Source organism: Diplocloster hominis (genome assembly GCF_032380655.1).
GTDB classification, from domain to species: Bacteria; Bacillota; Clostridia; order Lachnospirales; family Lachnospiraceae; genus Diplocloster; species Diplocloster hominis.
The window spans coordinates 35,283-58,723 of record NZ_JAWDIY010000031.1 but is presented as its reverse complement, the minus strand read 5'-3'; the positions used below and the strand labels follow the sequence as shown (position 1 = coordinate 58,723).

23 protein-coding genes and 2 riboswitches are annotated in these 23,441 nt (G+C 53.2%); of the genes, 1 reads left to right on the top strand and 22 read right to left on the bottom strand.

Annotated elements, in window-relative coordinates; genetic code table 11:
• Window positions 1-413 precede the first annotated feature (413 nt).
• The 20 genes from ABC831_RS21245 to cbiD all read right to left on the bottom strand — a co-directional run bounded on the left by ABC831_RS21245 (window position 414) and on the right by cbiD (window position 19,616).
• Complete coding sequence (locus tag ABC831_RS21245; RefSeq protein ID WP_343250075.1) at window positions 414-734, bottom strand: energy-coupling factor ABC transporter substrate-binding protein; 321 nt, start codon at window positions 732-734, stop codon at window positions 414-416.
• Entirely contained in the window at window positions 735-1,484 is a 750-nt protein-coding gene (locus tag ABC831_RS21240) for an energy-coupling factor ABC transporter permease (RefSeq protein ID WP_343250074.1), read from the bottom strand.
• Between the two features lie 147 nt (window positions 1,485-1,631).
• Window positions 1,632-1,840, bottom strand: a riboswitch (cobalamin riboswitch).
• A 193-nt stretch (window positions 1,841-2,033) separates the two neighbouring features.
• The gene (locus ABC831_RS21235) at window positions 2,034-2,888 is read right to left on the bottom strand and encodes an energy-coupling factor ABC transporter ATP-binding protein (protein WP_343250073.1); all 855 of its coding nucleotides are present in this window, start codon (window positions 2,886-2,888) and stop codon (window positions 2,034-2,036) included.
• 158 nt (window positions 2,889-3,046) lie between these two features.
• Entirely contained in the window at window positions 3,047-3,775 is a 729-nt protein-coding gene (gene cbiQ, locus ABC831_RS21230) for a cobalt ECF transporter T component CbiQ (protein ID WP_343250072.1), read from the bottom strand.
• Between the two features lie 62 nt (window positions 3,776-3,837).
• Window positions 3,838-4,443 (bottom strand): precorrin-8X methylmutase, encoded by a 606-nt coding sequence (locus tag ABC831_RS21225; protein ID WP_343250076.1) that lies wholly within the window; start codon window positions 4,441-4,443, stop codon window positions 3,838-3,840.
• Window positions 4,444-4,484: 41 nt separating this feature from the next.
• Entirely contained in the window at window positions 4,485-6,086 is a 1,602-nt protein-coding gene (locus tag ABC831_RS21220; RefSeq protein ID WP_343250071.1) for a cobyric acid synthase, read from the bottom strand.
• Window positions 6,079-7,212, bottom strand: a complete 1,134-nt coding sequence (locus ABC831_RS21215) for a pyridoxal phosphate-dependent aminotransferase (protein ID WP_343250070.1) — start codon at window positions 7,210-7,212, stop codon at window positions 6,079-6,081. Before ABC831_RS21215 ends, ABC831_RS21220 begins: the two co-directional genes overlap by 8 nt.
• 180 nt (window positions 7,213-7,392) lie before the next feature.
• Window positions 7,393-8,358 carry an adenosylcobinamide-phosphate synthase CbiB gene (cbiB, locus tag ABC831_RS21210; protein ID WP_343250069.1) on the bottom strand — a complete coding sequence of 322 codons (966 nt, stop codon included), beginning with the start codon at window positions 8,356-8,358 and terminating at the stop codon, window positions 7,393-7,395.
• Window positions 8,355-9,023, bottom strand: a complete 669-nt coding sequence (locus ABC831_RS21205) for a histidine phosphatase family protein (protein ID WP_343250068.1) — start codon at window positions 9,021-9,023, stop codon at window positions 8,355-8,357. The genes cbiB and ABC831_RS21205 overlap by 4 nt, the downstream gene beginning before the upstream one ends.
• Window positions 9,020-9,349 (bottom strand): bifunctional adenosylcobinamide kinase/adenosylcobinamide-phosphate guanylyltransferase, encoded by a 330-nt coding sequence (locus ABC831_RS21200; protein ID WP_343250067.1) that lies wholly within the window; start codon window positions 9,347-9,349, stop codon window positions 9,020-9,022. Before ABC831_RS21200 ends, ABC831_RS21205 begins: the two co-directional genes overlap by 4 nt.
• 19 nt (window positions 9,350-9,368) lie before the next feature.
• Window positions 9,369-10,133 (bottom strand): adenosylcobinamide-GDP ribazoletransferase, encoded by a 765-nt coding sequence (locus tag ABC831_RS21195; RefSeq protein ID WP_343250066.1) that lies wholly within the window; start codon window positions 10,131-10,133, stop codon window positions 9,369-9,371.
• Window positions 10,130-10,747, bottom strand: coding sequence for a bifunctional adenosylcobinamide kinase/adenosylcobinamide-phosphate guanylyltransferase (locus ABC831_RS21190; RefSeq protein ID WP_343250065.1), 618 nt, complete (start codon window positions 10,745-10,747; stop codon window positions 10,130-10,132). The genes ABC831_RS21195 and ABC831_RS21190 overlap by 4 nt, the downstream gene beginning before the upstream one ends.
• On the bottom strand, window positions 10,744-11,913 hold the full coding sequence (gene cobT / locus ABC831_RS21185) for a nicotinate-nucleotide--dimethylbenzimidazole phosphoribosyltransferase (RefSeq protein ID WP_343250064.1): 1,170 nt from the start codon (window positions 11,911-11,913) through the stop codon (window positions 10,744-10,746). Before cobT ends, ABC831_RS21190 begins: the two co-directional genes overlap by 4 nt.
• 14 nt (window positions 11,914-11,927) lie before the next feature.
• Window positions 11,928-13,352 (bottom strand): cobyrinic acid a,c-diamide synthase CobB, encoded by a 1,425-nt coding sequence (locus ABC831_RS21180; RefSeq protein WP_343250063.1) that lies wholly within the window; start codon window positions 13,350-13,352, stop codon window positions 11,928-11,930.
• A gap of 14 nt (window positions 13,353-13,366) precedes the next feature.
• Window positions 13,367-14,584, bottom strand: a complete 1,218-nt coding sequence (gene cbiE / locus ABC831_RS21175; protein WP_343250062.1) for a precorrin-6y C5,15-methyltransferase (decarboxylating) subunit CbiE — start codon at window positions 14,582-14,584, stop codon at window positions 13,367-13,369.
• A complete protein-coding gene (locus ABC831_RS21170; protein WP_343250061.1) occupies window positions 14,581-15,558 on the bottom strand; it encodes a precorrin-6A/cobalt-precorrin-6A reductase in 978 nt (325 codons plus the stop codon). The genes cbiE and ABC831_RS21170 overlap by 4 nt, the downstream gene beginning before the upstream one ends.
• Window positions 15,545-16,276, bottom strand: a complete 732-nt coding sequence (cobJ, locus tag ABC831_RS21165; protein ID WP_343250060.1) for a precorrin-3B C(17)-methyltransferase — start codon at window positions 16,274-16,276, stop codon at window positions 15,545-15,547. Before cobJ ends, ABC831_RS21170 begins: the two co-directional genes overlap by 14 nt.
• A 322-nt stretch (window positions 16,277-16,598) precedes the next feature.
• Window positions 16,599-17,705, bottom strand: coding sequence for a cobalt-precorrin 5A hydrolase (locus tag ABC831_RS21160; RefSeq protein ID WP_343250059.1), 1,107 nt, complete (start codon window positions 17,703-17,705; stop codon window positions 16,599-16,601).
• Window positions 17,702-18,460, bottom strand: coding sequence for a precorrin-4 C(11)-methyltransferase (cobM, locus tag ABC831_RS21155; protein WP_343250058.1), 759 nt, complete (start codon window positions 18,458-18,460; stop codon window positions 17,702-17,704). Before cobM ends, ABC831_RS21160 begins: the two co-directional genes overlap by 4 nt.
• A 4-nt stretch (window positions 18,461-18,464) precedes the next feature.
• Entirely contained in the window at window positions 18,465-19,616 is a 1,152-nt protein-coding gene (cbiD, locus tag ABC831_RS21150; RefSeq protein WP_343250057.1) for a cobalt-precorrin-5B (C(1))-methyltransferase CbiD, read from the bottom strand.
• Between the two features lie 115 nt (window positions 19,617-19,731).
• On the opposite strand from cbiD, the gene cobI reads away from it, so the two are divergent.
• On the top strand, window positions 19,732-20,427 hold the full coding sequence (gene cobI / locus ABC831_RS21145; RefSeq protein WP_343250056.1) for a precorrin-2 C(20)-methyltransferase: 696 nt from the start codon (window positions 19,732-19,734) through the stop codon (window positions 20,425-20,427).
• On the opposite strand, the gene ABC831_RS21140 is transcribed toward cobI, so the two are convergent.
• Window positions 20,393-21,163: a sirohydrochlorin cobaltochelatase gene (locus tag ABC831_RS21140; protein ID WP_343250055.1), complete on the bottom strand. Its 771-nt coding sequence runs from the start codon at window positions 21,161-21,163 to the stop codon at window positions 20,393-20,395. The genes cobI and ABC831_RS21140 overlap by 35 nt on opposite strands.
• 204 nt (window positions 21,164-21,367) lie before the next feature.
• A riboswitch (cobalamin riboswitch) is annotated at window positions 21,368-21,581 on the bottom strand.
• A gap of 147 nt (window positions 21,582-21,728) precedes the next feature.
• Window positions 21,729-23,432 (bottom strand): metallophosphoesterase, encoded by a 1,704-nt coding sequence (locus ABC831_RS21135; protein ID WP_343250054.1) that lies wholly within the window; start codon window positions 23,430-23,432, stop codon window positions 21,729-21,731.
• Window positions 23,433-23,441: the final 9 nt, after the last annotated feature.

Below are 23,441 nucleotides of genomic sequence, written 5' to 3'. Positions count from 1 at the left end.
GGGGTTCTTTCTGAGAGTTGGGTATAGCCTGGTAGCCGGAATGCCCGCAACCGGCTTAATGTATAAGTATGCGGGCATTCCGGTTACCAGGCTATACCCAACTCTCAGAAAGAACCGTCCCGGCCCTGCGAGGTTCTCCCTCCTTCTGCGTAAGCCGTTCTAAGGCCCGGTCTCAAGTGATTTGGCCTCACGAGAGGAGCCCCCCGGTTCCGAAGCCCCCGCCGCTTCCCTCTCTTCCCTGCTTTATAAAAAGCCATCTTGCAGGTTCTGACAGATAACGGTATCTCGTTAAAAACTAAGATTCTAAAAGGACTAAACTTCTTCGCTTTCTCCAAAACAGGGAAGAACCCTGGGAGGCGGGAGAAGCCCTCCCAGGGTTCTTCCCGGACCGGCCCTAAGTCACAAAAAATCTTCTACTCCCCGCCACCCCTACGGTCTTCCTGTTTCTTCCGCTCAACAAAACGCCCCATAAGAAAGGCGATGATGCCTACCCCAATTCCGGTCTGGAGACAGAAGAACAGGCTCTCCACTTCTCCGGGAAGCTCTCCGCCGATGATCGTCTCGAGCACCGGCTCGAACCAAGGCTGGTAATCTGTGTGAACCTCGGCAATCATTTGGCTTCCCGCATCGTCAGAGCCCCCGAATTCAGCGCCCTTTAATGCGAATAATGGAACTCCCGCCAGAAGGACTGCTATTACCAGCAGGACCAGTACAAGTTTTGTATCTTTACTCATCTATTTTACCTCCTTATAAAATCCGACGGATTTCAGCTCGGCTTTGGCATAGGTCTCCAGCGCGATCATGATGACCAGCGTCAGGATTCCTTCCAGAATGGCCAATGGCAGCTGGGTCGGAGCGAATACTCCCAGAAACTTTGCCGCGGATACGGCGACACCGCCATTTTCTGCCGGATGCGCCAGGGCCAGTTGAAAGCTGGTTACACAGTAGGTAAAGATGTCACCTAAAAAGGCGGCCAGGAAGATACTTACCCGGCGGTTCACCTTACATTTTATACATAGTCTGTATATTCCGTAAGCTAGAAACGGGCCGGCGATGGCCATGGAAAAGGTATTGGCTCCCAGCGTGGTCAGCCCGCCATGGGCCAGTAGAAGCGCCTGGAACAGCAGGACAATGATACCTAAAATGCCCACCACACTGGGGCCGAATAGGATCGCACCCAATCCGGTACCGGTCATATGGGAACAGCTCCCCGTTACGGACGGGATCTTCAGCGAAGAAATGACGAAAATGAATGCCCCGGACATGGCCAGTATGGTCATAGCCCTCCGGTTTTCCTTCAAAATCTTCTTCAGTGAGAAGAACCCGGCAGACAGAAACGGCAGGCAGATCACTCCCCATGCGATACAGTAGCCGGCCGGGAGATAGCCCTCCATGATATGCATTGCATTGACAGCCGGCACCACGGCGAATATGGCCGCAAACACCGTTACTAACTTTACTACTCTTTTTTGTTTTTTTGACATTTCTCTTCTCCTTTCTTCCTTGATCCCACATGCATGTTTCCCGGACATGAAGCGGAATCATAGGCAGTCCGTCATTCTGATACGGACCAGCTCTGCATACGGCCATCTTCCGTGACCGATCTGCAGTTTTGCCGCGGGCCATATGGCCTGGACAGAATCGGAAGGGCAGGTCTTCTGACTTGAGTATCCACATTTGCGTCCTCTCTCTTCCCGGTTTCCCAGTGATACCCGTATCCGTGAGAAAATACGGGGCCGGACGAAACTCCTCTCTTACAGCGGCGGGACCGTAAGGGCTTTTCACCCTTTTCCCTATTATCCTGCGGAGAAATGCAGGCACCTCTTCCTTTGAAATGCACCCGAAGACCGGGCGGCGCGCAGTCTGTACTGTGCGTCTGTCTATATGCAAAAGCGGACTTATCACTTACCGCGTATTGCCTTTTTCAAATCCCTTTCGGTCATCTTTGTCTCACAATCATTCTTTGACTCAAAATCATTCTTTGTCTCAAAAGGCAAGACTTCTTCCAGTTGATTTGACCGGGGGAGAGTAATTTATATTTCCTCTAATAATACCCTGAACATTTCCGTATCCCTGGGATAGTTTCCCTGATCCGGCAGCAGACGCTTTTCTACCAGCATCTCATAGATATCCATCAGGACCGGCCTCTTCAGATGCGCCCTTTTCAGCATCTCTGTGTCGGAGAACACGTCCAGTGCCGTCCCATCCCCGATCACTTTCCCTTCACAGAACACCAGAATCCTCTGTGCCCAGCGGTAGGCAAAATCCACATCGTGTGTGGATATAATGATCGTTTTATTTTCGGATCCGAGCTTTTCCAGTACATCCTCCAGCATACCGGCGTTGACCGGGTCCAGAGAAGCGGTGGGTTCATCGAAGATAATCACTTCCGGCTTCATCGCAATGATGTCCGCGATACTGACCCGTTTCTTTTCCCCTCCGCTCAGATAATGGGGCGGTCTGTCCCGGAATTCCTCAAGCTCCATATAATCCAGTGCCTCATCCACCCGCGCGGCCACCTCCGGCTTAGCCAGTTTCAGATTCATGGGGCCAAAAGACACCTCGGCCAATACCGTAGATGCGATGATCTGGTTATCCGCATCCTGGAAAACGATCCCGACCTGTCTGCGCAGCTCTTTTACATTTTTCTTATTCACTTTTTCGCCGTGAAAATAGAGCTCCCCATGATCCGGTGACAGCACCCCGTTCATATTGAGAAATAACGTGGATTTACCTGCCCCATTGGCTCCAAGCACCGCAATACGTTCTCCCCTGCGTATCCTTAAACTGACACCGTCAAGGGCCTGTGTTCCGGTTTCATATTGATAGGTGAGATCCCTGATTTCCAGTATGACGGAATCCTCTTTCCCGCGTTGCCGTAATTCCATATTTTCCTCCAGCAGCGCATTTACTGCGCCATGAATTCAGGTATGGGGGAACCTCTTTTGGTTCAACCGTTCCTCCAGCGGCGCATTTACTGCGCCATAAATTTAAGTATGGGGGAACTTCTTTTTGTTCAACCGTTCCTCCATGCCTGCGTTTTTCCTCACACAGTTACAGCCAGGATGATCAGCGCCAGTATATACCCGGCAGCCGCCGTAACCTGCCAGGATTTTACTTTTTTCTCTTCTTCCAAAAACTTAAGTTCCCCATCATATCCCCGGGATTCCAGTGCGTCATAGTAAATCCCCGCTTTCCGAAAGGACAGGATCAACAGATTCCCGGCTATATTTCCAAAGGTATAGCAGCTCCTCCTGAAATCCACATACCCGAGCCTTGCTCTGGCCGCCGTACTCATTTTACTCTGCACATCCATCAGAATAAATATAAAGCGGTAAATCATATGCATCAGTTCAATCAGCAGTTTCGGCAGGCGGGCCCGTCCCAGGACCGATATAATCTCACTGGCAGGTGTGGAAAGAGTCAGCATATACATGGCGCTGACCGCTCCCAGAGCCTTTAAGCCCAGCCGCACCGCCCGCAGGATATCCGGCCTGTCGGTATATAAATAAAACAGATGCAGATCCAGACGAAACTCGCCAAACGGCCTGGCGGAGACACCCGCGGCGATGGCGATGCTTCCCATCACAATAAACGCGATGGGGATGCTCATCAGGGACAGATACCTGCGGATGCTTAAGCCTCCCACGCAGATGGTCAGCAGGGCCATGCTGACCATCACCGCCGCAGATACCCATATGTGGTCCAAAACGAGGCATAAAACCAAAAGTGTCACGGAAAACAGTACTTTAAAGGAGGCGTTAACGTTTCTCATCCCGGATGTGAAGGCATAGGAATCGATCGATTCCGCCCCCTGATGTTTGTGAGGGTGCCTGCTCATACACACAGATACAGCAGGGCGTTGCAGATCGCAGCCGCCACATTGCTGCCGCCTTTTCTTCCTCTGGCGACGATATAGGGAACATCCGCCTCCATCAGATACTCCTTGGCCTCCGCCACATTTACAAAGCCAACCGGGACTCCGATCACCAGGCGGGGATGAACACGGCCTTCGTCGATCAGCTCACGCAGGCGGATCAGTGCCGTAGGCGCATTGCCGATGGCAAAGATAAAATCTTCCCCCAAAGAGGCCGCTTTTTCCATGCTGACGGCTGCCCGGGTAACCCCTCTTCGCTTCGCTTCCACGGCCACATCCTCATCGGCCATGAAGCAGCGGACCTGGCCGCCGAATCCGGCCAGGGTCTGTTTGCTGATCCCCGCCTTTCCCATATTCGTGTCCGTCACGATCGACACGCCGCTTCGGATCGCTGCCAGCGCTTTTTCCACCGCCTGTTCGGAAAAACACAGGGTATCCGCGTAGGAAAAATCCGCCGTCGTATGGATGACCCGTTTGATCACCGGTTTTTGTACCGGGTCCAGCTCCCGTCCAAGCTCCTGCTCGATTATCTCGAAACTTCTCTGTTCTATTTTCTGAGGGTCCATCGTATCAAAACGCAAAAGAAACCGCCTCCTTCTTCCTGCCCTTATATTCCGATCACGCGGTAAATCTCTTTTATATCCAGATTTTCCCGCACCGCATCCGCCAGCAGATCATACTGCCTGCGCTTATATTCCGCCATATCCATACGCCTGCCGTCATCAAAGGATAATCCTTTCCGCTGATAGACCAGGCGCAGAAAACGGTTTGTAAATTCATTGTTTTCAAATATCCCGTGCACATAGGTGCCGGCAGCATTTCGGCAGACACATCCATCCGCCTTCCCGGTATTTTCTTTCACCGTATTTTCTTTTGCCGTATTTCCTTTCACTGTATTTTCTTTTACCATAATCTTGGAAAAACCGGATACCTGTTCTGGCTCCCTGCCGTATTGTCGGGCATCAGAGCCCCTGGTCCCGAATGCCGGGGCGTCCATGATCTGCGACGTCCCCATGTGGATCTCATATCCGGTAAAAGAGCTGCCCGACAGCCCCTGGTAAAAGCCCGTGAGGCCTGACACGGTGCCGTGGACTCTGGTTCTGACCTTCTGCTCTTCAAATACCGTCTGTACCGGCAAAAGCCCCATACCCTGCATCTGTCCGCCATGCTCCACATTACAGGGATCACAAAGCCTCTCCCCCATCATCTGGTAGCCGCCGCAGATTCCGAATACCGGAACCCCTTTCGCCGCACACTTGAGGACCGCTGCTTCCAGTCCGTTCTGCCGCAGCCATTTGAGGTCCCCCATGGTATTTTTCGTTCCCGGCAGCAGGATCAGATCCGGATCTCCCAGTTCGTTCACAGAGGATACATACGCAACCTCCAGCCCTTCCACGGTTTCCAGCGGGTTAAAATCCGTAAAGTTGGAAATATGCGGAAACCGGATTACCGCAGCTCTTACCTCCCCTGCCATGCCCTTCCTGTGGAACCGCTCCGTCAGGCTGTCCTCGTCCTCGATATCCACGCTGATCCACGGCATCACGCCCACGACCGGCAGCCGGCACTTATCCTCCAGCATGGCGATTCCCGGTTCCAATATCCCCCGGTCCCCCCGGAACTTGTTGATAATCAGTCCCTTTACCCGTTCCCGCTCATGCGGTTCCAGCAGCTCCACCGTACCGTACAGCTGGGCAAAGACACCGCCCCGGTCGATATCCCCGGCCAGCAAAACCGGCGCGTCCACCATCTCCGCCAGTCCCATGTTGACGATATCATGTGCCTTCAGATTAATCTCCGCCGGGCTGCCCGCGCCTTCGATCACGAGAATGTCCCGGTCTTTTTCCAGTTCCCGGTAGGCTTCCAGGATCACCGGTACCAGCTTCTGTTTATAGCGGAAATACTCAGCCGCGGGCATATTTCCCTGAACCTCACCGCATACGATCACCTGGCTGCCCACGTCACTGACCGGTTTTAACAGGATCGGGTTCATCTGTACCGAAGGTTCGATACCGGCTGCCTCCGCCTGTACGACCTGCGCCCGCCCCATCTCCAGGCCCTCCGCCGTTATGTAGGAGTTTAACGCCATGTTCTGGGATTTGAACGGCGCCACCCGGAAGCCATCCTGGGCAAATACCCGGAGCAATCCGGCTGTCAGGAGGCTTTTTCCCGCATTGGACATGGTCCCCTGTATCATTATGTTTTTAGCCACAACACTCACCTGCCTGTTCCCGGACTGTCTTTTCTTTCCCCGGGGCGCTTACGATACGCTGAATCTCCCGGATCAATATCCTGTTTTCTTCCGGCTTCTTCACTGCCGCCCGGTAGTAACCGGAGGTAAGCCCCCGGTAATTCGCGCAGGAACGGATCAGTATCCCGGCCTTCTCCAATTCTTCAAACAAGGGGATGCCGCTGTGAAAACAGATGAAATCCGCGGCCGGGGCAAACACTTCCATTCCCAGTTCACGAAGCCGCCGGGCCATCTCTTCCCGTTCCTTTCTGATCAGTTCCCTGGTTCTCTTCAAATAATCCCACCGGAGATCCCGCACCCTGTGTCCGGCTATGCTGGTACCGGCCGTCTGGGCAGCCTGGGACACACTCCATTCGGGGATCTGTTCCCGCAATCCATACAGCAGCGCTTCATCGCTGCACATGCCATAGCCCAGGCGGATTCCCGGCATTGCATAGATCTTCGTAAAGGCGTTCAGCACGAACAGCAGCGGATTTTCTTTTAATTCCCGTTTCCCGCTGGCAGTCTCATAATCCTCACAAAATGGAAGAAAACATTCATCCAGCATCACGACGGTTCCCATCTCCCGGCATTGCCTTAGGATCTTAGACAACAGCTCCCTTTCCAGCCGGCTGCCGATGGGATTCGCAGGATTGCACAGATACAATAGGTCCATATCCGGCGTCAGTTTGTCCAGGATTTCTTCCGTGATCCGGAAGCCATTCTCTTTTTTTAGCGCGAAGGATACGGTGTGCCCGCCGGCAGCGTCCACAGCCCGCTCATATTCGGAGAAGGAAGGCTGGGGAATCAGCGCCCGGACCGGTCTCCCCTTGCGCTTCGCCAATGCCCTTGGAAGGGCGTAGATTAATTCCGACGCGCCGTTTCCGCAGATTACCCACTCTTGGGGTACCTGCTCCATCCGGGCTATGGCCGCCTTTAGTTCCCGGTATTCCGGGTCCGGATACCGTTCACAACAGACCGCTTCCTCCTGAAGCTTCTTCAGGGCAAATGCCGGTATCCCAAGCGGATTGATATTGCTGGAAAAATCATATCGGATCTGTCTGTTGTATATATTGCCCCCATGCCTGTCCTGGTCCCTTAGTCTCATTCTGGTAAACTCCTTCAGATCATTCAGAAATTATTAATAATTACAAGCATTCTAGCTGTGCCGGAGCGCCTTTCCCGGCACTGAGCATTTCCTGGCACTAAGCATTTCCTGGAACTGAACATTCCCCGGCACTGAGTATTCCCAGTCCAGTATCATAAGGCTAGTATCATAAGGCTAGTATCATAAGGCCAACCTCAGGATACAGCCAACACCCGCTCTGACTGCGCACACCACCAGAAGGGTCAGAACCGCGGACCCATACAGCAGTCGGTTGGCCAGCCTGATATCCTCCGCGCATACCGGCCGGATCGGATCACCGATGGTCGGCTTCTCTTTCTTATGCCCGAAGTACCAGGCGTCTCCGGCCAGCTGGATCTGAAGCGCCCCGGCGCAGGCAGCCTCAGTCTGAGCCGAGTTGGGACTGTCATGCTTCCTGCCGTCCCGTCTTAAGATCCGCCACGCATTCTTTCCATCCATTCCCAAAAGAAATGAAACCGCCGTCATGCACAGGCCGCTGATCCTGGACGGAAGGTAATTCAATATATCATCCATTCTGGCCGCTGCTCTGCCAAAATACAGGTATTTTTCATTTTTATAACCAATCATAGAATCCATCGTATTCACCGCTTTGTAGAAAAAGCCCAGCAGAGGGCCTCCTAACGCCATGTAAAGAAGAGGCGCGATACTGCCGTCCGAAGCATTCTCCGCCACGGTTTCCACCGCCGCCTTCGTAATACCCGTCTCATCCAGCACAGCGGTATCTCTTCCCACGATCATAGACACCGCAGTTCTGGCTCCCTTAACATCACCGGCCTTCAATGCCTGATATACCTTCATGCTTTCCACCTTCAGGCATTTCGTCGCCAAAAGCTGATAACACATAAAAGCTCCCAAAGCTATCCCCAGATACCGGTGTATCCTGTAAGCCACGAGCAGCAGCGCTCCCGGAATCAGAACCGATAAGAGGCAGACCGATACCGCCAGGACCGCCCCTTTCCACAACTGACTCCCCGGTGAATCTTCCCCGCTTCGCAGCCGCTGTTCCAGCTTTTGAATCACCCAACCGATTCCCCGTACCGGATGCGGCATCCAGTATGGATCCCCAAACAGCAGATCCAGTATAAATCCCGTCACCAGACTAATCATAATCTCCTCACAATCTTAAGCCGCCATCCACAGCCGCGCTCTGTCTGCACAGCATCATCGAATCCACCGCGGCCCTCTGTCTTAACATCGCCGTTTGTAATCAAAACGCATTCAAACCCGCCGCCGTTGGCGCATTGATAATCGAAATAATCACCTTTTGGTTCCCCCAGAGCTTCCATGACCGCCATGATGGTACCTCCATGTACGATCATGACCAAATTCTTCTGCACCTGCTGCAGCTCATGATTCCATTTGGCTGCTGCCTGGTTCATTACATGAAGAAATCCTCCGACACATCTCTCCTTAAAGTGCGCCCTGTCCTCCCCTTCCGGAAACGGAAGCGTACCGCCGCTGTCTATCCATTCCTGGTACTCTCTGCACCCGCTTAATTCCAGATAATTCTTTCCTTCGAACAGGCCGAAGCTGCATTCCTTCCATGAGCTGACCCGGCAGAATTCCATTCCCGGATAGAGCAGGCCTGCCGTCTGTACACAGCGCTTCATGGGACTTAGATACAGCAGGTCCGCTTTTGGGTAGAGCCCCGCTTCTTTTGCCTCCAGCAGCGCGCGCACTCCTGATGGGCTCAGATCCTCATCCGTGGTTCCTATATACCGCTTTTCTTCATTGCCCTTTGTCATCCCATGCCGGATCATTGTGATCTTCATTTTATCTTCTGTCCGATTCCGCATACGATCCGAACCACCGTCTGCGCCGCCTGCGCCGCTTCACACATGGTCCGTCCCACCGCTTCCCGGAACTCTCTTTCTTCTTTTTCTACGGGTACCACTCCATATCCCACTTCATCACAGATGATCACCACATCCGGTTTTTCTGACAGCAGATCCTTAAGGCACCTGATGGGATCCTGCTGCTGTTGAAGCTGCCGCCGGATCACTTCCTGATAATCGGAAATGATATCCGCCCCGCTTCCTTCCGCCATTTCCACATAGGCCCGTTTTCCCTGTGCCTTTCCTCCAATATATAAATGCATTCGGCATCCTCCTGTTCTTCTATAGGAAACGCTGCAACACCACCAGAACCAGCAGCATACAAAGCTCCGCGCATGCCAGGAACCAGCCGGCCAGATCACCGGTCACCCCGCCGAACTCTTTGTAAGCCTTATAGCGGTAGTAGATAAAACACAAACCGCCGGCCGCGCACATCCCGATCCCCAGCACCCGCTGCACAGCCGCCATCACAGCCGCCGTAACCGCCAGCACAAGCAGCAGGACCAGCCGTACCGTCCTTTTATGAGCGGTTGAGGAAAATGCGTAGAGCAGCCCTTCTTTCCTGGCTCCCCGAAACCATACGACCGAAAGGCCGCTCAGTGTCCTGGACCAGACAAAGCTGCATCCGTACAAAACCCAGGCCGTCTGATCCTTAAGCTCCGTCAAAGCCCCATAGGTCAAAAGGACATATGGGATGAGCATTAACACCGCAAACGCGCCGATATGGGAATCTTTCAGAATCTCTAACTTCCTCTCCTTCGGCTGATAGGAATGCAGCGCGTCCATCGTATCCATATATCCGTCCAGATGAATGCCTCCGGTAACGAGGACTGACAAAGTCAGAACCCCGGCTCCCAGGAACGCCTGGCTGAAACCGGCCAGACGGCAGATGGAGTAAAAACCGAATATAAGCAGCCCCAGCACCACGCCGACCAATGGGAAAAAGCAGATACTGTAACGCATATTTTTTTCAGACCACTCAACACCCGGCATCGGAATTTTGCTGTACATCCCAAAGGCGATGATACATGATTTCAGGATTGTCATCGTTCTTCCCCTTTCCCTGCGGGCACTGCCGATGTGGTTTTCAGCAGAACCGGAATCGAATAGACGACCTCATATACCTGATCCATCCAGGCTCCCAGCATGGTATTCAGAAAGCCGAGACTCTCTATATACCCCTCCGTTTCCGGCGGATAGATATGGCCGTCGGAAAATATCTCATTGGTGACGATGACCAGGTGACGGCACCGCCGGCCCAGATCCTTTATCTGGCGGAAGATGCGTTCTGCCAGCGCCTTTGGCTCTTCCTTAAGCGATTGTTCCCCATACATCTCATTTGCCAGCAGATTCGAAAGGCATTCCAAAAGGACTGTCGGGGAAATGCAGCCGCCCGCGGCATCCGCAACGGCTCTGTCCATCCCTGCTGCGTCTGGATGCAGTGCAAACGCCTGATGAATATTCCGGTAACACTCGATCGTCTGAAATCCCTTTGCCTCCCGAAGCCTGCGATGACGTCGTATCCTCTTTCCTGCCTCCTCGCCATAGGGTTCCATGGTTGCCAGGTAATAGAGGGATACGCCTCTTGAGAGCTCTACGGCCAGGTTTTCCGCATATTCCGATTTCCCGCTGGCGCTTCCGCCGGTCACCAGGCATCTCATCTAATATCTCCTATGCATTCTTTTTTGGATATATCAATAGTTACCTTCGTGTTTTCATTTCCGTTTTTCCCGCTGTCCTCATACTCCTGGTATGCCTCTATCCCGATTTCGGAAAAACTGTCATTTTCCCGGTAGACTTCCAGCGCCATATCAAGCATCGGCACCAGCAGCACCGCTCCGGTCCCCTCTCCCAGGGCCAGATGACCGTCTATGACGGGAGAAAGCCCCAGTTCCCTCATCACCGGTTCTGCCGCCGGTTCACGGCTCAGATGGGAAGCCAGCAGGAACGGCCTCACCTGCGGGCAGATGCGGACAGCCGCCAGCGCGGCGGCAGCGGAGATTAATCCATCCACGATCACCGGAATCCGGTAAACGGCGCCACCGATAAAGATACCGGCCATACCGGCCAGATCCAGCCCTCCCAGGGTCTGAAGGATCTCCAATGGACTCATACGGTCCACCGGATAGGTTTCCAGAGCCCGTGCGATGACCCCGCGTTTTCTGGCAAGTCCTTCATCATCGAGGCCTGCGCCTCTTCCCACGGTATCTTTGGCGGAAAGTCCCAGATAAGCGGCAATCAGCGCGCTGCTGGTTGTCGTATTTCCGATGCCCATCTCTCCGGTTGCCAGCAGTTCATATCCCTGCTCCCGGCATTCCCGGACCAGACGTATCCCGGTGTCTACGGCACGGCAGACTTCCTCTTCAGACATGGCCGGACCTTTCAGAAAGTTTCTGGTACCATCCGCAACTTTCATTGCCCGCAGATTTGGATGCGTGATCCCCCGGGCGATCCCTATATCGACCGGAATCACATCGATCCCGGCCCTGTCCGACATCCGGTTGATGCTTGCGGTTCCTTTGGCTATATTTAATGACACGACAGCGGTCACTTCAGAATCCGTCTGTGTAACCCCCTCTTCCACAATCCCGTTATCCGCGCACATAACGATGACCGCACGCTTTCCGATCCGCACATTTTCATCCCCGGTAATACCCGCGATCTGTATCACCAGCTCTTCCAGCCTTCCCAACCCTTTCAGCGGTTTGGCTATACTGTCCCATCGGTCTGCCGCCCGTCCTGCTGCCGCCTCATCGATTCCGCAGGGCATCTGTCCTGCCAGATATGCGGTATACTGCTCCCGTGTAAACTCCGGTATATTCTCCATTCCAATCCTTCTTTCTAGCGTATGCTCCTTTTGCTCCCCCGCGGTTCCCCATGCCTCTGCGCTCTTTCTCTATGATACTCCCTGGCCTTCGCAATAAAACGATCCGCGGCCTTCTCATTTCCATAGAAATACAGATGCGGAAAACCTGCATACATTGTATCTGAAGAGATTCCTTCCTGCCACTGTCTGCCGCTGCCCGGCTTCACCGCCAGAAACGCGCTGCCCTTGTGTTCACTGTCCCAGTAATGGAAACTGTGGGCTCTGATGGTATCCCCCGTTTCCCCCAACAGGCAGTCTGCTTCCGGCTTAAGTTCCAGATACCCGAACCGCTGCAGATGTTCCGTCTTATAGCAGCGTCCTTTTAGCACTCCCGCCATGGGATGATATATGCCGTCCGCTCCCTCCAGCTCCTCATGCAGATATAGGAAACCGCCGCACTCCGCAATACAGGGCAGGCCATTTTCTATCTGCCTCCTGATCTGGCGGCGCATCGGTTCATTGGATGCCAGTTTTTCCGCATAGAGCTCCGGATAGCCGCCGCTCAATATCAGTCCATCGATATCCTCCCCGGGGCCGGAATCCTTAAGCGGGCTGAAGTATACGATCTCGCAGCCATGCTCCTGCAGATAGTCCATATTGTCCCTGTACAGGAAGCAGAAAGCTTCATCCTTTGCCACAGCGATCCTTAGTGGCTCTGCGATCCGTTCCCCGCATTCTATCCTGCCGTTTCGCACGGATACCGCCTTACTGCCGATCGGAGGAGCAGACTTCGCCAATGTCAGCAGACCGTCAAGATCAACAGTCTGTTCCAATTGATCCGAAAACCGGTCTACGATCTCCTTAAAGTTCTCTATCTCCCTGGCTGTAACCAGTCCCAGATGCCGGCTCTGGAAGAGAAGTTCCTGTTTCTGCCGGGGTACATAGCCAAATACGCTAAGTCCCATTTCCTCCGCCTGCTTCTTAGCTTCCGGATACAGACTTTCCGGCATCCTATTGAAAATAACTCCCCGGATCATAGACGGTTTCCGGAATTCCAGAAATCCCTTCAGCACTGCCAGCACGGAGCACCCCATCCCCTGGCAATTCACCAGAAGAACGACGGGGGTATCGGTCAGCTTTGCAATATCACGGCTGCTGCCCTGATCTGTGAACCCGATCCCGTCATAATATCCCATAACCCCTTCCACGATACTGATCTCTTTCTCTCTGCCATTTTTCCAGATTAAATACAGCAACTTATCCCGGTCCGTAAAAAAACTGTCCAGATTACCCGTACTCACGCCCAGCACCCGGCTGTGGAACATGGTATCAATATAATCCGGCCCGCACTTAAAAGCCGCAGCCGAATGCCCCCGCCGGATCAGGCTGTTCAGAATCCCGCAGGTGATAGAGGTTTTGCCGGCTCCGCTTCCGGTTCCGGCGATCAGTATTCTGGGCACCCGCTCTTCCCCTTCTAAAGTTCCGGGAATTTTCTCACTGTGATAATGAACACCGGATTCTGCCCTGTCATCATGTGATAGTTGCCCGCCACGCGGGTTTTGTTCACCTGCACCTGTACCATATCCATCCGTAGCTGCATCTGTGTGCATATCGTAAGAACCTCCGTTACCGTTTCTAAAGCGATGGCATCCATCACTACCTGCATCTGTGGGTTCTGCCGGAACAGACTTGCAAGTATCATGGAAAGTCTGCCTTTGCTGCCCCCGATGAAAGCAGCGTCCGGCACCGGCAGGCCTTCCAATGCCTCCGGAGCCATGCCGTCCACAATCTCCAGATTCCGCAGGCCAAAATGATCTGCGTTTTTTTTGATCAGTTCCACTGCTTCCGGCTTACACTCAATCGCATAGACTTTGCCCCGGTCCGCAGCCATGGCCATCTCTACCGACACAGAGCCGGTTCCGGCCCCGATATCGTATACGATATCGGTTTCCTTAAGCGCCAGTTTGCTCATGACCACCGCCCGGATCTCCGGCTTGGTCATCGGCACGTTTCCCCGGATGAACGCTTCTTCGGGAATGCCCACACAGGTTTTGCCTTCTCTGATTCTATTCCCCTTCTCATCTTCCGGCAGGATCATGAAAACGCACAGCGGCTCAAATTCCTTATCCAGAAAATCCTGTACCCGGCCGGAAGATATCCGCTCTTCCGGGTAGGACAGGTTCTCCCCGATCCATAAGCCGCAGCTGCCGAAACCAGCTTCTGCGAGGCCTTGCAAATGTTCTGCCGCATCTTCCCCGGTCAGTACAAAGACCTTGCTGTGCTTTCGTACGGCTGTAGCCAGACTTTGCTTTCTGCCATGCAGGCTTAGGATGTAGGCATCCTCCCACGGAATACCGATCTTCGCGGAAAAATAAGCGAGGGAGGAAATACCTGGTATCACTGCTGTGTGATAGCCTTCCAGCGCTTTTTCCAGATTCCGTGTATTGCTGTAGAATCCCGTGTCGCCGGACAGGAGGACGGCAAACCGCTGCCTGGGGGACTGATCAATGATCTCCCGGATCTGTTCCGCCTGGTACTGTACCCATATCTCTTTTTTGCTGTCCGCATAGGGTCTGACCAGCCGCTCAGGCCCGATCAGCACCTCGGCCTGTGTGATCCGGCATTTTCCCTCAACGGTCAGGGTATCGGGCGTGCCCATTCCGCATCCCACCAAAGCGATCTCTTTCCTCATCCAACCAATTCTCCTATCTGTATTTTCATCTCTTCCAGGGAATAACCGCTCTCCTGCACCGGCCTGTCGATCAGCAGGACACGGATATCCGCTTTTCTGGCTGCGTTTATCTTTTCCTGAAAACCTCCCTGCCTGCCTGATTCTTTCGTCAGCAGCCAGCGGATGTCGAATTCCCGGATCAGGGCTAAGTTGAGCTCTTCGGAAAAAGGACCCTGCATCGCGATCAGATGTCTCCCTTTGATGCCGCGGTCATGACAGGCTTCCAGTATATCCGGCACAGGAAGCACCCGCACAAAAAGCCGTTCTTCATAATGAGGAATGGTGCACAGCGGTTTTAACTCTTTGCTTCCGGTAGTCACCAGGATATTCCCTTCGGTATCGGCAAGTATCTTTGCGGCTGTATCTATGTCTGCCGCATGGATTATATGCTCTGCGTGCACTCTGTCTGCTTTACTTATCCTGTCTGATTCATTTATACGATCTGTTTTATTTATACTGCCCACTTCACTTATTCGATTTATTTTATTTATAATATCCGCTCCGCTTATTGTATCCGCTTTATTTATACGATCTGCTTCACGTTTTCCATCCGCTCTTTCTTTTATAGCTGCCTCATTCTTCCCATCCGCTGCATTTTTAGCAATGTCTCCCGCCTGTGTGGGACGAAGCAGCCTTCTGTATGATATATCCGCCATCCCACAGGCTTTGCGGATATTCTGCGTAACAGCGCTGGCATAGGGATGGGTGGCATCCACCACTACCTCCGGCTGTTCCTGCATAAAAAGCCTGCTCATCTCTTCCAGGCCCAGCCGTCCCGTACGGACATCCAGCATCCCCGGAACTTCCCGGATCAATTCTTCGCCGTAGGACGTGGCCACACAGACCAGGGACGGAATCCCCTGCGCGCTTAGATATTCGCTCAGCTCCCGGCCCTCCGACGTACCGCCGAACAGAATAACCTTATACCGATGCATAATGGTATCCACGTGGAGTCACCATCCAATTCCCGATTTTCTTCGTCTGGCTGCTGCCTATGTATACAGTGGTAAACATGTCCACCTGGGTTTCCCGCATTTCCCTGAGGGTACAGATCACAGCCTCTTCTCCTTCCCTGCCGATCTGCTTCACATAACCGCAGACCGTATCCGGCGCCTGATACTGAAGGATAATATCACAGGCTTCCTTCAGATAATCTTTCCGTTTGCGGCTGGACGGATTGTAAATACACAAAACCATATCCGCCTGGGCGCACAGCGCGATGCGCTGCCTGATCCGTTCCATGGGGGTCAGCAGATCACTTAAGCTGATCACCGCGAAGTCGTGGGATAATGGGGCTCCCAGTACCGCGCCGCCGCTGCAGGCCGCCGTCACTCCGGCTATAAACTTAAGTGTGGTCCCCGGTTCCTCTCCGGCCAGTTCACAGAGCAGGCTCGCCATCCCATACACACCGCTGTCGCCGCTGCATACCACCGCCACCTCCCTGCCCTCACGGGCTTTCGTAAGCGCATACCGGCACCGCTCGGTTTCCTGTTTCATAGGTGTGGTATAATATTCTTTCCCCGGAAAATATTCCCGGACCAAATCCGCATAGACCGTGTAGCCCACAATCAGATCGCTGGCTTCCATAGCCTCCTTTGCCTCAATCGTCATATATTCATAGCCTCCGGGGCCAAAACCGATCACTCTCAGCATGTTATCTGCTCCTTCTATCATTCACTTATTTAATGATCCTTCCTCTGGTCTTCACGTAATTATATGGTGAGGGGACTGGCACCTTTCGGCTGTAGAGCCAAATATTCCGGTAACTGCGTAGAGAAAGGGGCCTGTCCCCGGATATTGACGTGGATTAATCCTATATACGGGGAAACAGGCGTTTTTTCTTCGTATAGACCGGCATCCTGGGACAGGCCCCTTTCTCTACGCAGTTACCGGAATATTTGGCTCTACTGCCGAAAGGTGCCAGTCCCATCCCATCTGGCTGTGAATATCAGGGATGTCAGAACTCTTCCCTCGGTCATGACCAGCGGAGCCGATATGGCTTCTGCGCAACGGCCAGTGTCATACCGTTTTCCGCCTGTTTGGGAATCAATAATACACCGCCCTCACTTCCAAGCACCGCACTTCTCTCGCAGACATTATCCACTCCGACTGTGTGTTCCACGAAGGCGGAGCCCTGATATTCTCCTTCTGCCTTCCGAAGCTCGTCCTCTGAGAATGTCACAAACGGGACCCCGAGTCTGCGCGCCAGCTGTACCAGGCCCTCTTCCTCCCTTTTCCGGTCAATGGAGTAAATCGCCCGGATTCGTTCAGATGCCATCCCCCGCTCCCTGAAAGCACGGTCTAAGAAACCGGCCAGCCGGGGGAGCGGTGTGCCCTTTCTGCATCCCATCCCCACGAACAGATCCCGGGGGATCAGGTGCACAGTAGTCTGAAACGGCTGTGCCGTTTTGTCATAACCGATATAGAAACCTACCTCCTCCGGCACCCCTGTGCTGACTAAATGATCCCGCTTCTCTGACCTCACGGCCCCTTCCCGCGAAGATATGGGAGAATACTGTAAGCCGTCCGGGACCGGCCCTAAGATCTCCGCTTCCGCTGCCACTCCCACCTTTTTCCCTTCCAGGATACGGCCGGAGATTTCCTTAATTTTACCGATCTCGCTAACCTTAAGAAAATTCTTTGCCGCGAAGACATCTACCGCAAAACATTGTTCGCAGTCCGTAGCCGTGGTAATCACCGGTTGGGCTCCGGCGCATTCGGCAACTTCCAGGCACCATTCGTTGGCGCCTCCCAGATGTCCGGATAAAACGCTGACACAATATCTCCCCAGCTCATCCATCACCAGCACCGCCGGATCCCGGTCTTTGCCCGCGATCAGCGGCGCAATGCTCCGCACGGCAATACCCATAGCTCCGATGAACAGAATCCCGTCCATACTGGGGAAGAGCTCACGCATCAGCTTTGCAACACTTGTAAACGGCCTGCATTCTCCCGATGCGAACCGGCTGACCGCATAGTTCTCTATCGTCATATCAGGGTATTGCCCGCGGAGCTTTTCACCCAGCCACAGATTCCGTCCGGTGCCTATTTCCGTAAATGACAGGATGGCCCCCCGCTTCATGCCTCTGTCCCCTTTCGGAACTCTGTGGTAAAGGACGCATCATACAGCTTCGACAGTTCATAATCATCCCCCAGGCATTCTCCTACCACGATCAGCGCGGTTTTCCGGATTCCATGGGTGATGGCCATCTGCGGCAGATCTTTTAACATTCCCCGGACGATCTGTTCCTCTTTCCAGCTGGCTTTATACACGATCGCGCAGGGCGTATCCCCTGAATAAGCGCCCCGCAGCAATTCCTGCTGTACTTTTTCCGCCATGCCCACACTCAAAAATATCACCATGGTGCAGCCATGTCCCGCCAGAAGATGCAGCTGTTCCAACTCCGGCACCGGCGTCCTCCCTTCCATTCTGGTGATGATCACCGACTGGGAAACCGCTGGAAGTGTATATTCTGCCTGTAAAGCCGCTGCTGCCGCACAAAAGCTGCTGACTCCAGGGCATACCTGACAGGGAATTCCCGCTTCTTTCAGCCTGTCCATCTGTTCCCGGATGGCTCCATATAAGGACGGGTCTCCGGTGTGCAGGCGCACCACGCTGTACCCGGCCCGGTCCCCATCGACCATCACCTGCACCACCTCGTCCAGTGTCATATAAGCACTGTTATAGATCCGGCAGCCGGCATTCGCCTCCTCAAGAAGCTTCGGATTAACCAAAGACCCGGCGTAGATAATGATATCCGCCGTACGGAGCAGTTCCCGCCCCCGCACCGTGATCAGATCCTCTGCGCCGGGACCTGCTCCCACAATATTTACCATACTTTCACCTGCTCTCCTGTTCTGCGGCTCCATCGCGAAACCGCTTAAGCAAACGGTCCGCGTTTTGCGTTTGTCCCAATAATCCATACTTGTTAGAAAACAGGATCACGCCTGTTTCCAACTCCCGGCCCGTCCGGTGGTTCAGATGAGCCTCGATCTTATTTACCAATACGTTCATCACCGCTTCTGTCATTCCCGCTGTCTTAAGGATCTTAAGCGCCTCGTCTGTGGCCGCGCAGTCCAGAATCCGTCTTCCCAGCTGCGCGTCTCCCCCCGCCTGCAGCAGACAGGCGGACAAGGTCTCCATTCTGGCATCTGCGAAACGGGAATGTGTGTTCATAACCCCGGCTCCGATCTTCACCAGTTTTCCGATATGCCCGATGAGAAGCAGGCTGTGAAACTCCATCTGACACGCCAGATCCAGGGTGTCCCCTATAAAATTACTGCATTTCACACAGTTATCCAGATCAATCCCCAGCTGTTCCGAAGCAAAATCCCTTCCGTAATTTCCTGGAGCCACCATCACTTCCCGGATACCGGCCGCTGCCTTCACCTGGAGCTCTAAACGGATCGTCTCCACCAGCGCTGCCTCACTCATCGGCTCCACAATCCCGGTAGAACCCAGGATAGAGATACCGCCCTCGATTCCCAGTCTGGAATTAAAGGTTTTTTCCGCGATCTGCTTTCCTTCCGGCGCGGACAAAATGATATCAAAACCCCCTTCATAACCATACCGGTCCGCGATCTCTTCCACCGCCTGCCGGATCATATTTTGCGGGCCCTGGTTAATCGCCGGCTGTCCCGGCTTTTGCTGAAGTCCCTCCCGTGTCACCCGGCCGATGCCTTCTCCCGCGTCCAGACGGATTTCCTGCTCTGTTTTACGTACAGTGGCATAGATCATAATTCCGTCCGTGACATCGGCATCGTCTCCCGCGTCTTTTTTCACCCCGCAGGTTACCGCACCGTTCTGCAGCCGGACACCATACAGCGGCAGCCGCAGTAGCACGCCTCCCGGCGTCGCGAGCTCCACAGCTTCGATCCGGTTCCCGCCAAGCAGCATTTGGGCGGCCGCCTTGGCCGCTGCGGCCGCGCAGGACCCGGTGGTGTAACCGCATCTTAATTTCTTTTTATCCTTATATCTGTATTCTTCCAGCATTTTGATCACCCGAAAATTTTACTTTTCAATCTTTCCAACCCATGATACAATGCAGATAATTTGTGGCCGATATCCTTTTGGATTCCTCTGCCGCCATAGGAAAGGAGAATAATCCATGAATGGTACTTTATACGGCGTAGGCGTCGGTCCCGGAGATCCGGAACTGCTGACTCTAAAAGCCGTCCGGATTCTTACGGATACTGCGTGGCTCGCGATCCCCGGCGTGGACAAAGAAAGCTGCGCCGCCTATCAGATCGCCGTCCAGGCAGTTCCTGCGATTAAAAACAAGCCCTGTCTGTACATACGGATGCCCATGACCAAAGATGAATCCCGGCTTCAGGCCAGCCACGAAGCCGGCTGCACACAGATCGAGGAGATATTGTCCAAAGGAGAATCCGTGTGTTTTCTCACCCTGGGAGACCCGGTGATCTACTCCACCTATCTGTATCTGAAAAAGCTCGCTTCCTCCCACGGCTATCCGACAGAAATCATAAGCGGGATTCCCTCGTTCTGCGCCGCGGCCGCCGCTTTAAACATCGGTCTGGTGGAAAGGGCACAGCCCCTGGTCATCATCCCCGGAGCCTATCCCATGGAGCATGTGCTTGATTTTCCCGGCACTAAGGTTCTGATGAAATCCGGAAAACAGCTGGCACAGGTGCGGGACCAGTTAAAAAATCGAAGCCTTACCGCATCCATGGTGGAAAACTGCGGCCTGCCGACAGAAAGAATCTACCCTGCCCTTAAGGATATTCCGGATTCCGCGGGTTATCTGTCTCTTATTGTGGCAAAGCCCGGCGAAGATGGGAGATAAACAGCTCCTGTATCGCCGGATTTTCCCCCAGGCCTTTTAACCTGCATTGAACCTGGTATCCCCGCGCCCGAAAGAGCTGGCACCAGGAGTCTTCCTCACCGGCCATATCATTTTTCGCATGGTCGCCGGCTACGATCATAAAAGGGACCAGCGAGACGGATTCGTAGCCGCCGCTGCGCACCTGCCCCAGGGTCTCATGGATATCCGGCTTTCCTTCCACGGTCGATATGTAGTAGTCCTCACGGCCTCTGCCGTGCAGTACTTTTTGCAGACGCCGGTAAGAGCAATTTGCCAGATGCTCGCTGCCATGTCCCATAAATACAACTGCCTGTCCCTTCTCCGGTCTTTCCTGCTCCAATATGTCCGCTACGATCTCATAATCCCCTTCACTTTTCAGCAGAGGTTCTCCTATCCCGAGATACCGGAAGCATTCCCTGTACTTCTTAGCTTCCTCTTTCATCAGTTCGTTCTCGATTCCGTCGATTATGTGGGTGGGCTGTACCACCGCCGCCTCTATGCCATCCGCCAGCATCTGCTTAAGCGCGCTCTCCACATCCAAAACCCGGATACCTTCCGCTTCTTCGATCCTGCTGCGGACGATCTTGCTTGTAAAAGCGCGGTAGATCCGATACTCCGGAAATGAGACCCGTATTTTTTCTTCGATGGCTCCGATCGTCTTTTCCCGGGTATCCCGGTAAGTTGTCCCAAAGCTCACTACCAGTATTCCTTTTTTCATTCGTTCCTCCAACAATCACTTTCTGCCGAAAAGAGTTCGCAGCTTCCTTCTCCGCCACCCCCGGATGGGGGTTATTCAATAGGACAAACGATCCTAATGAACGAAAAAACGCTCTTTTATGCGGCTTACACATAAAAAAGCGTATGAAAAAACATCCCTGAGAGGATCCATTTCCCACACCCTGTCATACTCCGTGACAGCTTGCGTAAGTCCTATCAAAAGGCAGGTTTTCTGGCTCGGCTTTTTTTGCGCAGATCGTATTCCTTCCCATACAGAATCCCGAATTGGTTCCATACAGTGGTATCTGTCAGCTGATCCGCATAAGCCTTACAGCGGCGGGACCGCACAGGTTTTTCACCTGTTTCCCTATTATCCCCTGCACCGGCTGTGCGGGGGCACCTTTTCATATTGGATTGTAAATACACGATAAAGTATAGCATTAACCGGTTACCCAGTCAACAACACCTGCTATACAATCTGTTATCCAATCATGCGCGGTATCATTTTTTTAAACTTAACAGCGGACTTTCTTATCCCATATATCTGATTTACTATATATCTCATTTTACTTCTCATCTGTTTCCGGAACCTCAGTTAACCGTATCGGCCGGATATCAATCCCCGAATCCGGATGAAGCGTGATCAGCGTCGCACCTCTTTGCTCGGTCCGTTTGGAAATCCCGGGCATCGCCAGATAGTCAATGGACATTCCGAAGGTCAGCCTGACCTTTTTATACTCCAGAGATATATTGTTATAGTGATCGTGTCCCACAAAGATCCCCTTCGTACTGCCAAGAGCCGTCACTGCATCAAACAGCCTGCTCTGGTGATCCGGGCAGCTGATCGCCCCGTTCTTTTCCCCCACTTCACCGTAGTAACAGACCACCTCAGGGTCGCCCGCTTTATATTTCTCATAAGCTTCCCGGAATTCCGGCAGCGGTATATGAAAAAACAGCAGGGAGCTGATCTGTCGTCCCTCTTCTGCGGACAATTCCCGGATCATCTCCTCGTACCAGATCACCTGATCCTCATGGATATAATCATACCGGCTCCATCCTCTCCCGGTATAAGAATTCGAGTCCAGCAAGAACAAGGCCTGGTTCAGGGAACCATCCGGATTCAGAATCTTTATCATCTGATTGCTTCTCCCGCTGATTCCCGGCTGGACGCTGCTGTATAACAGGTTCTTCGTATTCTTATACGAAAACACCTCAAACATCCTTCTCATTTCCTCCGCGGTATGGGAAGCCACAAACTCCGTATCGTGATTCCCATACGTAAACGCCCAGGGAATCCCGATATTCCTCATAAAAGAAGCGAACTGCATCATCGGTGCATGGTTATTAAACGATAAGGATTGAATCCCCAGCGGGAACACGAAATCTCCGGTAACGATCACCAGATCCGGCAAAGCGCTGCGGATCAGTTCAAACACCGCTTCCAGCGCCTTCTCATCCTTCCTGGCCGAAAAGAAGCTTCCTCCCAGATGAATATCTGTAATCTGCAGAATTTTGAAATCCGCGTCCCCGGACATCGTAATGGAGTAAACCCCGGTCTCCTCCTCATAGTCCACCGTCAGAGGCCGGTGATTTACCATAGGGATCATATTGATAAATGGCTGTATCCACCAGGAATCCACATTCATCAGCCACTTCAGGGCAAATCCCATGCTGAATATCAGAATCGCCAGCATCCAGGTATTCCACCTGGCCACCCGGCTTTCCATAAAGGAAAATACAACGACAACCACAGTCCAGTAAAAAACCATAAACAACAACAGCCTGGTCAGGTAACGCTTCAGGGACCTGCTGTATTCCTTATCCACCAGCCAGTTGCAGAAATAAACACAGACCGCATCTTTCACCGCCATATAAACGCCGACCGCCGCGATCCACATGTTTGAAAATGCCAGGACTTCCCCCGCGTCCATCCTGGTCACCCGGAGCATATAGATAAACGACCAGATCGAACTCATAATCAGCACCGAGCAGATCACAATGCTGTTTACCAGCTTCTTCCGATACGCTCCCTGCAGCATCACCATATAATCCACTGCTTCCTCCCCAAGCGAACAGTATTTCTTCAAATAGCGCCTGCTGCGGATCAGCCGGGCGAGTCCATACAGGAACAAAAGCGCACCGGCCATACAGCCGCAGAATACCACGGTGCCGGAATAGATTCCCGATACCAGGAGCACACCGATGACCAGCGCGATTCCTATGGCTGCCATCGACGCGTATTTTTTTACTTCATAGAAAAAATCGATCATTTTTCGCTT

Bases quoted from the DNA above. Each gene is read 5' to 3' on its own strand.
- ABC831_RS21245 (WP_343250075.1), bottom strand. From the start codon at position 734: ATGAGTAAAGATACAAAACTTGTACTGGTCCTGCTGGTAATAGCAGTC.
- ABC831_RS21240 (WP_343250074.1), bottom strand. From the start codon at position 1,484: ATGTCAAAAAAACAAAAAAGAGTAGTAAAGTTAGTAACGGTGTTTGCG.
- ABC831_RS21235 (WP_343250073.1), bottom strand. From the start codon at position 2,888: ATGGAATTACGGCAACGCGGGAAAGAGGATTCCGTCATACTGGAAATC.
- cbiQ (WP_343250072.1), bottom strand. From the start codon at position 3,775: ATGAGAAACGTTAACGCCTCCTTTAAAGTACTGTTTTCCGTGACACTT.
- ABC831_RS21225 (WP_343250076.1), bottom strand. From the start codon at position 4,443: ATGGACCCTCAGAAAATAGAACAGAGAAGTTTCGAGATAATCGAGCAG.
- ABC831_RS21215 (WP_343250070.1), bottom strand. From the start codon at position 7,212: ATGAGACTAAGGGACCAGGACAGGCATGGGGGCAATATATACAACAGA.
- cbiB (WP_343250069.1), bottom strand. From the start codon at position 8,358: ATGATTAGTCTGGTGACGGGATTTATACTGGATCTGCTGTTTGGGGAT.
- ABC831_RS21205 (WP_343250068.1), bottom strand. From the start codon at position 9,023: ATGAAGATCACAATGATCCGGCATGGGATGACAAAGGGCAATGAAGAA.
- ABC831_RS21200 (WP_343250067.1), bottom strand. From the start codon at position 9,349: ATGCATTTATATATTGGAGGAAAGGCACAGGGAAAACGGGCCTATGTG.
- ABC831_RS21195 (WP_343250066.1), bottom strand. From the start codon at position 10,133: ATGACAATCCTGAAATCATGTATCATCGCCTTTGGGATGTACAGCAAA.
- ABC831_RS21190 (WP_343250065.1), bottom strand. From the start codon at position 10,747: ATGAGATGCCTGGTGACCGGCGGAAGCGCCAGCGGGAAATCGGAATAT.
- cobT (WP_343250064.1), bottom strand. From the start codon at position 11,913: ATGGAGAATATACCGGAGTTTACACGGGAGCAGTATACCGCATATCTG.
- cbiE (WP_343250062.1), bottom strand. From the start codon at position 14,584: ATGAGGAAAGAGATCGCTTTGGTGGGATGCGGAATGGGCACGCCCGAT.
- ABC831_RS21170 (WP_343250061.1), bottom strand. From the start codon at position 15,558: ATGCATCGGTATAAGGTTATTCTGTTCGGCGGTACGTCGGAGGGCCGG.
- cobJ (WP_343250060.1), bottom strand. From the start codon at position 16,276: ATGCTGAGAGTGATCGGTTTTGGCCCCGGAGGCTATGAATATATGACG.
- ABC831_RS21160 (WP_343250059.1), bottom strand. From the start codon at position 17,705: ATGAAGCGGGGGGCCATCCTGTCATTTACGGAAATAGGCACCGGACGG.
- cobM (WP_343250058.1), bottom strand. From the start codon at position 18,460: ATGGTAAATATTGTGGGAGCAGGTCCCGGCGCAGAGGATCTGATCACG.
- cbiD (WP_343250057.1), bottom strand. From the start codon at position 19,616: ATGCTGGAAGAATACAGATATAAGGATAAAAAGAAATTAAGATGCGGT.
- cobI (WP_343250056.1), top strand. From the start codon at position 19,732: ATGAATGGTACTTTATACGGCGTAGGCGTCGGTCCCGGAGATCCGGAA.
- ABC831_RS21140 (WP_343250055.1), bottom strand. From the start codon at position 21,163: ATGAAAAAAGGAATACTGGTAGTGAGCTTTGGGACAACTTACCGGGAT.
- ABC831_RS21135 (WP_343250054.1), bottom strand. From the start codon at position 23,432: ATGATCGATTTTTTCTATGAAGTAAAAAAATACGCGTCGATGGCAGCC.